Source organism: Bacillus sp. FSL K6-1218, assembly GCF_038006445.1.
GTDB classification, from domain to species: Bacteria; Bacillota; Bacilli; order Bacillales; family Bacillaceae_G; genus Bacillus_A; species Bacillus_A thuringiensis_S.
This window is the reverse complement of the sequence record NZ_JBBOVE010000001.1, coordinates 1,910,683-1,924,179: the sequence shown is the minus strand read 5'-3', so window position 1 is coordinate 1,924,179 and position 13,497 is coordinate 1,910,683. Positions and strand designations below refer to the sequence as shown.

Below are 13,497 nucleotides of genomic sequence, written 5' to 3'. Positions count from 1 at the left end.
TTCGTGGTTCCACCCTTGTTCCAATCTAGACAGACGTATCTCCTTCTAGATTGCTCAAGTTCAGATAACGGCTGATACCGTCAATAATTACTAGATTACTCGTTCACTATTGAAGTTCAAAGGTGGTAAAATCATTTCTCGTGTTAGGAAGCTCACACCCTTGGCTTCCCTCTCTGTAAACCGTAAAAATGATTTCTTGTCCTTATCGTTACTTTTTCGTTCATGTTTATTTGTTAACTCATTATACTCGCATAAAAAACAAAATCAATAATATTTTTTAATTATTTTAAATTTTCAATCTCTAAGGTCGTAAAAAAACACACTCATCCCTAGGAAAGGGACGAATGTGTTTTCGTGGTTCCACCCTTGTTCCAATCTAAACGTATCTCCTTCTAGATTGCTCAAGTTCAGATAACGGCTGATACCGTCAATAATTACTAGATTACTCGTTCACTATTGAAGTTCAAAGGTGGTAAAATCATTTCTCGTGTTAGGAAGCTCACACCCTTGACTTCCCTCTCTGTAAACCGTAAAAATGATTTCGTGTCCTTATCATTACTTTTTCGTTCATGTCTATTTGTTAACTTATTATAATTATCAACTTTTTAAAAAGCAAGCCTATTTTTACTAACTATTTTCAAGAATTTTTTTATTATATTTTACAATAGCATTATGCAACTGCCACTCAATTTACCTATTTTGTTATTTCTCCAGTTAATAAATCAACGGTTCATATATAAAGTGAAACTTTAATCAGTGGGGATTTTGTTCATCCCCACTGATTATTAGTTGAGCCAATCGGGCTTTTACGGGCAGTTAATCCCCACCTAACTTCTTTGCTTTCGCTGAATTTTGAGGTGGGGGTCTTACTGCCCGTTAATGCGGGATAAATTCCCCATTCTAAACCCCGTACATATCCGCTCTACAAAACTATATCAATAAAATTTTTAATACAATCTTTTTGTATAACTTTCTTCTAAAGAACGTGCAACATCTTCTTCTGAAGTATTCACTTTCGCATGCTCCAGCAACATTTTTGCTGCTGAAGGTAACTCTTTTTTATTTAACCAAGATTCTGATTCCCACATCTTAGAACGAATAAACGCTTTTGCACAATGAATGTAACACTCTTCTATTTCAACAACAATTCCAAGTAACGGATTGCGTCCATTCGCCTGCATTTCTTTCAAAATTTCTTCGTCGTTTGTAATATACGCTCGGCCATTTATTCTGAGTGTCTCCCCAAGACCTGGAATAAAAAAGATTAGTCCTACACGTGGATTTGAAACAATATTCAAAATGGAGTCTATACGACGATTTCCTGGTCTTTCTGGAATGATAATTTTATTATTATTGAGTACGTATACAAATCCAGGTGCGTCTCCTCTCGGCGAGGCGTCACACTCCCCCAACTTATTTGCAGTAGATAATACTAGAAAAGGAGATTTAGAAAGGAAATCTACACAATGGTGGTCTAATGATGAAATAACTTTTTTCAATGCTCGCTCACTTGGTTTCCCCAATATTTTCCGTAACTCTTCCTCTGTTGAAATAATCGATTTTATTTCCATACGCTCTATCTCCACTTATAATCGCCCCTTTTTCTTTATTTTCCCAAAATTCAATACGAATATTGTATAATAAAATTTGCAGAAAGGGGAATTAAAATGACAGAGTGGTTAACAATATTTGATTCTGAAAGAAATACACTTGGGAAGAAATTACGCGATGAAGTGCATCGTGACGGTGATTGGCACGAAACATTTCATTGTTGGTTTGTAGAAAAAGATGCTAAAGATATATTCTTATATTTCCAATTACGCTCTAAAAATAAAAAAGAAGCTCCATGTATATGGGATATTACTTCAGCTGGACATATTATGCATGATGAAGATGTACAAATTGGTGGTCTTCGTGAAATCGAAGAAGAATTGGGGCTTTCCTTTCAAACTACTGATTTAGTATACAAAGGAATCTTTAAAATAGATTATGAAATTTCAAATCTTACTGATCGTGAATTTTGTCATATGTATTTTCACAATGTCATCAATCCACTTCCATTCGCACCAGGTGAAGAAGTAGACGATGTGATGAAAGTACATGCAACTTCTTTTCTACAACTATTAAATGGTGAGATTTCATCTTTTACAGCTATTTCTGTTTTAAACAATAAACCAATTACAATAACATTTGAAGATATTTATCCGTATGATCTTGCATACTATGAATTTGTTATAGAGAAAGGAAAAGAATTATTAAAAAATAATAGTTTATAAATAAAATAGGACTCTTAGCATAATATTGCGTAGAGTCCTATTTTTTATTATTGTTCAAGTATCTTTAATTTATTCTCTACTTGTATAAATAAACGAATAATTAATAACAGCATAACCACCATAATCACTATTATTGTATGTGGATATCTAAACAGTATACTAATAACACTTCCAATTAACATCATGATGAATCCGTTTTGCTTCATCACTTCTGCACTATACCTGTTACCCGCATCCCATAATTCCTTATTTTTCATAGATCGTTTCGTACGATAACCATATGCCGCATTAATATCGTTCGGTGGATTTTTTTGAAGAATAATTGCCGCAAGTATAAAAATAATACCAATCAATATGCTTATTCCTATGTTTACTAGTGCATCAATCAATTATATCCCCCCTAACTTACACTTTCATTATACGACATAACCCTTATTTCCCCAATTTATAACACATTCACTTTCTTTCTTTTGATGTCTGGAACATACTTGGAAGTGTTACAAAATGTGCCCCTTTCGTTTTTAACTGCGGAATGATTTTGTCTAGTGCATCTACAGATCCTTGTAAATGCCCACCTGGTGTTGAATGTTGGAGGATGACACTTCCAGGAAATGAATTCCCTAACACATTATTTGTAATCGTATCAGCACTCACACCTTTCCAATCAACCGTATCAACACTCCACTGTACAATCATAAAATTTTGCTCTGTCGCCCATTTTAATTGATCTTCAAGTATTTCACCGTATGGCGGACGTATAAACTTCGGTGCATAACCAGCTAAACGATTTAATATTTCTTCCGTTTTTATAATTTGATTACGGTACTCATCCTCATTTACTTTCGCCAAATTCGGATGACTATACGTATGATTACCAATTACATGCCCTTCATTTGCAATACGCTTTACTACGTTCGGAAATTTTTCTGCGTTTTCACCAAGTAAGAAAAAAGTAGCTTTTACATTATGTTGTTTTAACTTATCTAATATTTTTGGCGTGAATTCTGAATCTGGTCCATCATCAAATGTAAGAGCTACTTCCGCTTTATTATACGGTCCTGAAAATGCGTACGCATATTTTTCAACCCATGAAAATGGTGTCCACGATCCACGATTATCTGCTTTCATTTGTACTTCATAGCTTTGAGGGATATATGCGTATGGCAATGCGCTTATATATTCTCCATAATAAAGTGAGTTATATGGCATATAAGCATACGAAACATCTCGTTCTAGTCCCCATTGAAATGGAACGAACATTTCTGACGAATAAAAATAATACATGATAAAAAACCTCCCTAAATTTTCATATGTGATTCATCAGCACTTTGTTAGAGAAATCGTTATTCATGTACAAAAATAAGACTGTCCATAATTAGGACAGTCTTACCACTATGCAATATTAATAAATCGATGTACTATCTTTCGGCAAAGCTTTCACATGCTTTAAATAGCTCGTCACTTTTTCATCATCACCTTGCGGATATTGATATCCATATGTTTTAGCAATTTCATTCGCCACTGCCCTAAATAAATCACCCATGACAAAAAATGACTCCCAAACATTTTCATAGTCGGCATTTGAAAATGTTTGTTTAAATTGCTCCCACATATCTTCTTCAACATATTGCTCGAAATGTTTTCCAAACTTCCCTGCATTAACTGTAAAGTCTGTTTTCATACCAATATGCCATTCTAGCATTATGATTAACATATCTCGCACTGGTCCTTCAAGCATTCCTTTCACATAAGAAAGTTCCTCTCTCCATAATCCTTTTGCCACATTTGTACTACACCACCAAAACTCATTACAGCAATCTAAAAACTCTTTTTCTGTAGGTTTTTTTATTAAGTAATCCTTATCGCTTGCTGGCGGGAATTCTTCCAGACAATTATCTTTATCAAGAAGCAGTTTACTTAAACTATCTTGTCCAACGAACTTTTTTATTAACTCAACTGGAACTAGCGTTAAATCAATCCGATTCCCATCCATGAACTGCATTAAATACGGAAACTTCCCATCTTCATCTGGTTGAACTAACGACATTTCTTCTGGCATTTGTACTATCATTATTTCTCCAAATCTATGAACCCAATTATGATTAGACATAAAAGATTGTATATCATTTACAACATACATAATATCATAGTCTTGAAAACAATCTTTTTTCACATTTGGATTTACACGCGATCCATTCATGATAACTGCTCGAATTCTTTCATCCTCTTTTGCTGTATTTATAATTAAGTCTAACATTTCTTTTTCAGTTCTCATCTACTTATAAGCCTCCAATTTTTTAATATATAATATAATGCTATGTATACTGGAGGTCCACGAGCTAATCTCGTTATACACGATACATGTTATAGTTTTTGAAACTTCTTTTTCATCCCTTCTTCCTCCTTACATCACTCTTTTACAACTGCCATCACAAACCCATCGTATCCCTTACTTCCTACAGTTTGAAGCGCTGTGGCACTAACACGTGGCTCAGCAGCTATTAATTCATAGAAACGGCGTATTCCTTGTACACGAGGATCGCTACTAGTATTGTCAATAACTTCTCCTTCACGTACTACGTTATCTCCAATAATTATAGTACCCGGGCGTGATAGTTTCAGTGCCCATTCAAAATAAGCAGGATTATTTTGTTTATCAGCATCTATGAAAATAAAATCAAAAGGTTCATACTTCTCATTTTTTATTTGTTGTAAAGAATCTAACGCTAATCCTGTTCGTATTTCAATTTTATCATTCAAATTAGCACGTTCAATATTGCTACGTGCAATTTCTGCATGTTTTTCATTTGCTTCCAATGTAACAACTTGACCTCCAGATGGTAAGCCCCTTGCAATCCATATCGTGCTATATCCGCCTAGAGTACCAATTTCCAAAATGTTTCGAGCTCCTTGAATTTGTACTAATAGTTGCAAAAACTTCCCTTGCGTTGGCGATACGTCATGTGCCGGTAAATTAGCTGCAGCATTCGCTTGAAGGACCCTTTCTAATGTAGAATCTTTCGGTATTAATACATCACTCATATATTGATCAACAACCGTCCATTTCTCAATTGTACTCATGTAAATACCATCCCTTTCAATTTCCCAATGCTTTCTTCCATTCACTTTTAATTATACCGAAAATTCTGTCTCGAATACAAAAAATAAAGAAGGGACATCTACCCCTTACAGAATAGATATCCCTTCTTTTAAATATAAATTTAATTCCTATGGATTAGTAGACCAAAGCCCAGCAGATTTAATAAATGTACGTTTATTTAATTTCAGCTGCGCTACGATAAATTCTGCAATATCTTCTGCTTGCATTACTTTATCTGGGTTTCCATCAGTTAACCCTAAATCTACAGCCATATCAGTTGCTACTGTACTTGGAGTTAAAGCTGTTACACGAATGTTATGTTTGCGAACTTCCATCGCTAACGATTCTGTTAAGCCAAGGACACCAAATTTAGAAGCACTATATGCACTTGTTACAGGTGCACCTTTTTGTCCTGCTGTAGATGAAATGTTAATGATATCACCAGATTGTTGTTCAATCATGCTCGGTAAAGCTGCACGAGTTGCATAGTATACACCCATTAAGTTTACTTGAATGATTTTTTCCCAATCAGCAACGTCTAGTTCTAAAAACTTACCGAATTTAGAAATACCAGCGTTATTAATTAAAATATCGATAGATCCTAAACCATTTTTTAACGTTTCAATCGCAGTTGTTACTTCTTCGTATGATGAAACATCAGCAGTTGCAATAACAGCTTTTACACCTTCTGCTTCTACTTCTTTCGCTACAGCTTTTAAGTTTTCTTCTGAACGAGCTAATAAGCCTACATTTACGCCTTCTTTCGCTAATGCGATTGCTACAGCGCGACCAATCCCTCTACCCGCTCCTGTAATTAAAGCATTTTTACCTTGTAATAATTCTGCCAAGTATAACACTCCTTAATCATCTCAGTTATGTATTATATTAAAATTGTATCTATGTTTATGTAAAAAGGCAATGATGCACTTTCATGTGCGTAGGTTACTTGTAGGTAACTATAGAAAGTTTTTATTTATAAGTTTCATGTTTTTACCATTATTATTCATGTAAAATAAAAACAAATCCAGCATAGGAGAGTGTATGTGTATGAAAAGAAAAAAATGGGTCTTGTTACTAACTGCAGTTGGACTATTTATCATATTGTTTGCACTGTACTTTATATTTGGTAATCCACTAAATTATAAAGTAATAGAAAAAGATACTAGCGATTATCTCCATATTAAAAAAGTTATAAGCAAGAAGAAATACAAAACATAACCGGAAAATATACTCCCCTTTATAATATTGGCTATTATGCAACAGTAGTATATAAAGACGAACCATATTTTACATACTCTTATACATACGATGATAATAAAAAAATAATACAAGACAACGGTATTTTAGGAAGACACACTGAGTCATTTGAACATCTTAATTTAAACTGGTCGTTGTTTGACCAGTTAGTAGATGGTATTCATACAAACTTGCAAGGAAGAGGTTTTAGAGAAAAGAAAGATTATTCTATACGACACGTTCAATTCATTGATATAGATGGCGATAAAAACGGTGCGGAAGCATACGTTGACTTTAAGAAAGATAAAGAATCCGATTACTCATATCGTATGAATAGCGAAGGAAAAGCTTATCAATATAATTGCAGTAACGGTAAATGCATTTTTAAAGAGAAATAGTGTTAGAAGGCTCTCCTTCTAACACTATTTCTCTTCATGATTCGGCATACGCACAATAAATTCAGTACCTTTTCCTTCCTCACTCTCAACTTTTATTTCCCCATGATGAAGATCGAGTACTTTTTTTACAATAGCTAAACCTAAGCCACTTCCTCCATAGGCACGATTTCGTGAAGAATCCGCTTTATAAAAACGCTCAAAAATATGTTGTTTCTGTTCTTCAGATATACCAATTCCTGAATCACGGATACGCACTTCCACTACTGTTTCATGTTCCTTTAACTGAATAATAATCGTACCACCGCTTGGAGTAAATTTAATACTATTATGAATTAAATTAATCCACACTTGACTCATACTTTCTTGGTCAGCAATAACATGTACTTTTTCTAAATCTAGTTCTAACTCAATTTCTTTTTCAGCCCAGAGTGGTTCACTATTTAACACAATTTGCTTTAACTGCTGATCTAATCGATAACTCACTCTTTCTGGTATATACTCTTCTGATTCTAAAAGAGTTAGCTTCAATAAGTTTTGACTTAGTTTAGATAATCTCGTTGTTTCCGTTTCAATAATGGTAAGATAATGCTTTCTTTTTTCCTCAGAAAGATTATCGTCTTGTAGTGCTCTAGCAAATCCTTTTATAGAAGTTAATGGTGACTGTATTTCATGAGAAACATTCGATACAAATTCTTGTCTCATTTTCTCCATCGTATTCAGTTCATCTGTCATATCATTTATACTTTTTACGAGCACGCCAATTTCTCCATCATACTTTTCTTCATTTCGTATTTTTACGGAGAAATCTCCTTTTGCAATTTTTTGTATCGGTTCAATAATAGTCCAAATCATTGCCTCTCGTTTTGGCCTCATTAATATTCCAATTAATGTCCAAATAAGAATAATAAATACAAAACCGACCATATCACTAATTAGAAAGGCAACAAACGGCGATACGTTTACGTCAAAAGCATTCAATATACTAGTTGCTACATAAAATGCGATAGACCAAATGATAGTAAGAAAAGAAAAGAGCGCTAATACCGCTCCAAATACTTTCAGCATCTTCAACTTACTCATCCGTTTTCTTTTTCTCATTTACTTACCTCTAAGCGATACCCTAATCCTCTTATTGTTTTAATACTAAATTTCGACTGCTCTTCTTGAAACTTCTCACGTAACCGATTAATATGAACGTCTAGTGTACGTTCATTCCCTTCAAAATCATATCCCCATATTTCTTCAATTAATTGCTCTCTCGAACAAGTTCTTCCCGATTTAGACCCTAAAGTAAAGAGCAGCTCAAATTCTTTTAACGGTAACGTAACCGTTTGTTCTCCAGATATAACTTCGAATGTTTTACGATTTAATAATACATTTCCAACTTGAATCGATTGTGAAACTGTAATTTGGTAACGTTTCAATAATGCCTTTACTCTCACTACTAGTTCTATAGGGTCAAATGGCTTTACAAGATAATCATCTGTCCCAAGGTGAAATCCTTTTACTTTTTGTGATGTTTCCCCTTTGGCAGTTAGCATCAGAACCGGGATATCATAGTATTTTCTTAATTCAAAACATACATCAAATCCATCCATATTTGGCATCATGATATCAAGAATAACCATATCGACTTTTACGTCATCCATTTTCTGAAGTGCATCTACTCCATCTATTGCCTCATATGTTTGAAAACCTTCTCGTTCTAAAAATACAGAAACGAGTTCTCTAATGTGTGGATCGTCATCTACTATTAAAATTTTAGGTATCAAAGGAACCATTTCCTTTCTACTTAGCATCTAATATATTTTTTAAAAATGAATCATCAGTGGAGTAAACTTCCCGCTGATGATTCATTTTATAATGCACCCTCTTTAATTTTCAATTGTTGCGTTGCAAACTCACGATACATATCATGCGTCTGTAATAATTCATCATGCGTACCACTACCTGTAAGATTCCCTTTTTCAATAAAGACAATTTTATCTGCATCTACAACAGTAGAAAGTCTATGCGCAATCACTAACGTTGTTCTGCCTTTCATTAAGTTATTTAACGCTTTTTGAACGACAGACTCAGATTTACTATCTAAGCTTGAAGTCGCCTCATCTAGCATAAGAATTTGCGGATTTCGAAGTAACGCTCGGGCAATGGCAATTCGCTGTCTTTGTCCCCCAGAAAGCTTCACACCGCGTTCTCCAACTTCTGTTGCATAACCGTTTGGTAAGTCATGAATAAATGCATCAACATATGCCATTGCTGCTACTTTTTCAATTTCTTCATCCGTTACTTCGCCCTCAACACCGTAACAAATATTATCACGAATCGTTCCATCGATTAACGGACTATCTTGTGATACGTAACCGATTTGACGTCGCCATGACTGTAATGAATAACTCGTAATTGATTCTTTTCCTAATTTAATAGCACCACTAGTTGGCTCATAAAAACGTTCCAGTAATGAGAATAACGTTGTTTTCCCACTACCACTTGGTCCTACAATCGCTGTCACTTTTCCAGATTCAATTGTGAAATCAATATTTTTCAAAACTTGCTCTTCTTCGTTATACTCAAAATGTACATTTTCAAGAACGATCGGCTGCTTAGCATTTGTCACTTTCACACCAGTTTCATGATCTTCTACTTCATATTCTAAAATCATACTAATTCTTTCCGTTGCACCAATTGCCTTTTGGAATTGTGTAAAGAACATAGATAATTGACTCATCGGCATTATAATTTGAACTAAATACAAAATAAACGCTACAAGTTCACCAGTTGTTAATGCACCGCTAGAAACTCGCATCCCGCCATACCCTACGATAATAACAAGTAGTGCCATTAAAACAAACGACATAACTGGCGAAATTAATGCTTGCACTTTTCCTTCTTTCAAACCAAATTGTAATAACTTTTGTATACCTGTATTACCCGTTTCATATTCTCTTTTTTCTGTATTTGAAGATTTCACTAAACGAATTTCTGATAACACTTGCGTTAACACACTTGTAAAAGATGCTGTTTCATCTTGAAGTGCTTTTGAAATCTTATACATTTTTCGCCCCAGTGGAACTAAAATTAATACAGACAACGGAATAACCGTTAAAAGTAACGCAGTCATTTTCCAATCTAAAACAAATAATACAATTAACGATCCAACAATTGAAATACCACCTGTTAATAAGTTTGACAAATGCTCAGAAATTAACGTTTTCACAACACCTGTATCATTCGTCATACGGCTAATCGTATCACCTGTTCTATTTTGATCGTAATAAGATACCGGCAAAATAAGTACCTTTTTCCACAAACGTTCTCTTAGTCCCGCTACAATCTTCTGACCGATGTAATTTAGTAAATATATAGATAACCCTGCCGCAATAGTTTGCATTACAAAGAAAGCAACTAACCCAACAATTTGTCCTGTACTAATTGAAGAAAGCGAAAAATTATCTACTAATCCTTTTGTTAGCATGGGAATAAATAAACTCGCTCCCGTAGAAAGCAAACTCATTAATAATGCAAAAACTAAAATTCCTTTCGGAGGATTTGTATCTTGAATAAGGCGTAAAAACTGCCTCCAACTCCCTTTTTTCTTCATTTCATTTCTAACTTCCATTCCTGTTCATCTCCTCGTGTTAAACAAAACTGTTCTTTCTAAAATTAGAATACGATACAAATGTAAACTGAATGTAAACACACTTTTTCTATTTTTACAAAATATACATAAAAACTCATCTTTACAACAGATATAAATATCTGATATTATTACCTGGTACTTAATATTATTCTATGTAAATTATAGATAAATAATTTACAACACGATATAAATCTCCAGTTAGTGAAAGGAGTATCCTTTTTGCAAACAAATATACATTCTGAAAAGGAAACAATTATTTTTATTCATGGATTAGTTGGCAATCGTCGTGCCTTCAAAAAGGAACAAAAACGATTTTCTGCCTCCTACAACATTATAACTTATGACCTATTAGGTCACGGTGATGATAAAGGAGAAGCAATCGACTTTTCATTACAGCGCCTCGTAGATCAATTATTAAACTTATATGAACAAGAAGGTATTAAAAAAGCTCATATTTGTGCGCTAAGTTACGGCTGTTACATCTCTACAATTTTTGCACAAATGCATCCAGAAAAAGTATTAAGTATTTGTCATATTGGAGGACATTACAATAACCCTTCTCGCTTATATAACGTATTCCAAAATTTTTGGGAGAAGCGAGGAGATGAATACTCTAAATGGCTCTCTCAATACGCAAATACTATTTTTCCAAGTGGTATACTAAAAGCAAATCCGTTCGCAGTCATTTCAAGAAATATTTACTACCGTTTCGGATTACAATTACATTCATCCATAATTGCCCAGTCATTACGACATCGGTTAGAATTCGATTTAAAATCTAAATTAAAATCACTTCCTCACCCTATACTATGGGTAATGGGAGAGCATGATCATCTCTATAAATCTTGTCTATTTGATTTGAAATCTATTTTGCCTAACGTTCTATATAAGGAAATACCTTTAGCAGGACATGCAGCTAACTTATTTCGTCCTAACTATTTCCATGACTTATATGATCGATTTTTAAATGGAAATTTAAAATAAAAACTACTAAACTTTCAATTCATTCAACTATAAAAAGGCTTCCCAAGTTTCCTTGGAAAGCCTTTTCTCTATACGAAAAGTATATAAAACTACTTTCTTAGTATGCTTTTGTGTAACCTAATAGGTGCTTGCTCCAGTAAGAGTTACTTACAGAACTAATACGTACACCAGTTGCATCTGTTTCTGCACTAATGAACTGACCGTTTCCTAAGTAAACACCCATGTGAGAAGGACCTGATTTATAAGTATTTTGGAAGTATACTAAATCACCTGGTTGTGGATTGCTAGTTTTTGTTTTAGAGCTCCAGTATCCAGCAACTGTTTGACGAGCGCCTTTATGACCAGTTTGATTTAATACGTAGTGAATGAATCCACTGCAGTCAAAACCAGCAGGTGTTGTACCAGCAGTTCTGTATGGTGAACCATTTAAAGATCTAGCGAATCCAGCGATTGAAGATGTATCTCCACCTGTTGTTGGTTTTTGTACGTCTTTACCTGGTTGTTGAACGTTATTTGTAACGTTATTGTTATTGTTATTTGTAACGTTATTTACTCCGCCTTTTACAAACTTAACGAAGTCTGCACTTACGTAACCTGTGCGGCCGTTATGGTTAATTTTGTACCAACCATTTTCAGCACCAGTAACGTTTAGTACTTTACCATTTGTTACTCCACCGATTACAGCGTTGTATGTAGCTGGGCCTGTACGTACTTTTAAAGCACCAGTGTTAACAACATAAGAACCACCAGTTTGAACTGTTGTAGTATTGTTGTTTGTAGTTGGTTGTTGTGTTTCGTTAGATACAGCGGAACCACCTTTTGTTACGAAGTCTTTGCTTACGTATCCAGTTCCACCATTGAAGTTGATTTTAAACCAATCTTGTACTTCACCTACAACTTGTACTGTTTTACCTTTATTTACAGAACCTAATACTGTATGAGATGTACTTGGGCCTGTACGTACGTTAAGTGAAGAAACGTTTACTGTGTAAGTGCCTGTTCCTTGTTGAACAGTCGTTCCTGTTTTGCCACCAGTCGTTACGAAGTCACCACTTACATAACCTGTTTGACCATTTACGTTTACTTTGAACCAACCATTTTCTTGTCCAACTACTTGTAGCACTTGGCCTGATTTTACTTTAGAAATAACGTTATGTCCTGTACCAGCACCTGAACGAACATTTAATACATCAGCAGTTACTGTGTATTTTAATTCAGAAGTTGTTTCTACAGTTTTTGTTTCAGTTACAGTCGTTTGAGTTTGAGTTTGAGTTTGTCCATTAATTTCTTTTAGCGCTTCATTTGAAACTTGTGCATGAGCAGAATCCATTCCTGGAACTGCAACGCCAGCTACAGAAGCTGCTGCTAAACCTGCAATTACTTTTTTCATAAGTTGTCTTTACTTCCTTTCCCTACTATCCTCTTAAAAAAACTTAAAACTTTAATACTTTACAATATTATCAAAGTAAAATATTCATCCAGTTCCATTTTTTAGCAAGAGTTTTATTTTTCACACAGAGTTCATTTTAAATGAACAAAGTGAAATCCGTGTGAACTTCATGTGAACTTTATCATTAAATATAGTGTTTTTGCAATGGTTTTTTCAAATTTCTTATATATCGCATGAAAATTCGACATTTCATTTAATATTTTAATATAAAATATCCCTTTTCTATCTATTACAAAAAATTCTATTAACCTAATACAAACTACATTATGTATTTCCTTATAAAGCTCCTTACATGAAGTATACTTTCATCATGACAAAAATCACTCTATTTATCAATAGTATAATATTTTTAGAAAACTAATTTTCTATACTATCTACAATTTTGAAATAATTTGACGAATTGTAAGATTTAT

At 34.0% G+C, this 13,497-nt stretch carries 12 protein-coding genes, 1 pseudogene and 2 other annotated features (1 of these 15 only partly in view); of the genes and pseudogenes, 3 read left to right on the top strand and 10 right to left on the bottom strand.

Features of this window, described 5'->3' with window-relative positions; translation table 11 throughout:
• Positions 1–218 (bottom strand) — a binding site (T-box leader); it reaches 18 nt to the left of the window's first position.
• Between the two features lie 115 nt (positions 219–333).
• Positions 334–565, bottom strand: a binding site (T-box leader).
• Positions 566–947: 382 nt separating this feature from the next.
• Complete coding sequence (locus MHI26_RS09885; protein WP_061667449.1) at positions 948–1,586, bottom strand: pyridoxamine 5'-phosphate oxidase family protein; 639 nt, start codon at positions 1,584–1,586, stop codon at positions 948–950.
• Positions 1,587–1,667: 81 nt separating this feature from the next.
• Between MHI26_RS09885 and MHI26_RS09880 the strand changes: the two genes are divergently transcribed.
• Entirely contained in the window at positions 1,668–2,276 is a 609-nt protein-coding gene (locus MHI26_RS09880; protein ID WP_000141377.1) for an NUDIX hydrolase, read from the top strand.
• Between the two features lie 47 nt (positions 2,277–2,323).
• Here MHI26_RS09880 and MHI26_RS09875 read toward each other — a convergent pair whose 3' ends face one another.
• From MHI26_RS09875 to MHI26_RS09855, 5 genes are all read right to left on the bottom strand, one after another.
• A complete protein-coding gene (locus MHI26_RS09875) occupies positions 2,324–2,665 on the bottom strand; it encodes an SdpI family protein (protein ID WP_000564325.1) in 342 nt (113 codons plus the stop codon).
• Positions 2,666–2,732: 67 nt separating this feature from the next.
• Positions 2,733–3,560, bottom strand: a complete 828-nt coding sequence (locus tag MHI26_RS09870) for a peptidoglycan-N-acetylglucosamine deacetylase (RefSeq protein ID WP_061667448.1) — start codon at positions 3,558–3,560, stop codon at positions 2,733–2,735.
• A gap of 118 nt (positions 3,561–3,678) precedes the next feature.
• The gene (locus tag MHI26_RS09865; protein ID WP_001258520.1) at positions 3,679–4,551 is read right to left on the bottom strand and encodes an aminoglycoside 6-adenylyltransferase; all 873 of its coding nucleotides are present in this window, start codon (positions 4,549–4,551) and stop codon (positions 3,679–3,681) included.
• Between the two features lie 134 nt (positions 4,552–4,685).
• Positions 4,686–5,357, bottom strand: coding sequence for an O-methyltransferase (locus MHI26_RS09860; RefSeq protein WP_061667447.1), 672 nt, complete (start codon positions 5,355–5,357; stop codon positions 4,686–4,688).
• 147 nt (positions 5,358–5,504) lie between these two features.
• A complete protein-coding gene (locus tag MHI26_RS09855) occupies positions 5,505–6,224 on the bottom strand; it encodes a 3-ketoacyl-ACP reductase (RefSeq protein WP_000818985.1) in 720 nt (239 codons plus the stop codon).
• A 193-nt stretch (positions 6,225–6,417) separates the two neighbouring features.
• Here MHI26_RS09855 and MHI26_RS09850 point away from each other — a divergent pair.
• A pseudogene (locus MHI26_RS09850) lies at positions 6,418–7,010 on the top strand (DUF3139 domain-containing protein).
• 24 nt (positions 7,011–7,034) lie between these two features.
• On the opposite strand, the gene hitS reads toward MHI26_RS09850, so the two are convergent.
• From hitS to MHI26_RS09835, 3 genes are all read right to left on the bottom strand, one after another.
• Entirely contained in the window at positions 7,035–8,108 is a 1,074-nt protein-coding gene (gene hitS / locus MHI26_RS09845) for an envelope stress sensor histidine kinase HitS (protein ID WP_001231617.1), read from the bottom strand.
• The gene (gene hitR, locus MHI26_RS09840) at positions 8,105–8,782 is read right to left on the bottom strand and encodes an envelope stress response regulator transcription factor HitR (protein WP_000612412.1); all 678 of its coding nucleotides are present in this window, start codon (positions 8,780–8,782) and stop codon (positions 8,105–8,107) included. Before hitR ends, hitS begins: the two co-directional genes overlap by 4 nt.
• Positions 8,783–8,868: 86 nt before the next feature.
• Positions 8,869–10,629: an ABC transporter ATP-binding protein gene (locus MHI26_RS09835; protein WP_000453892.1), complete on the bottom strand. Its 1,761-nt coding sequence runs from the start codon at positions 10,627–10,629 to the stop codon at positions 8,869–8,871.
• Positions 10,630–10,869: 240 nt separating this feature from the next.
• On the opposite strand from MHI26_RS09835, the gene MHI26_RS09830 reads away from it, so the two are divergent.
• Positions 10,870–11,634, top strand: a complete 765-nt coding sequence (locus MHI26_RS09830) for an alpha/beta fold hydrolase (protein WP_001194307.1) — start codon at positions 10,870–10,872, stop codon at positions 11,632–11,634.
• Between the two features lie 97 nt (positions 11,635–11,731).
• Here MHI26_RS09830 and entFM read toward each other — a convergent pair whose 3' ends face one another.
• Positions 11,732–13,024 carry an enterotoxin EntFM gene (gene entFM / locus MHI26_RS09825; RefSeq protein ID WP_000755511.1) on the bottom strand — a complete coding sequence of 431 codons (1,293 nt, stop codon included), beginning with the start codon at positions 13,022–13,024 and terminating at the stop codon, positions 11,732–11,734.
• Between the last annotated feature and the right edge of the window lie 473 nt (positions 13,025–13,497).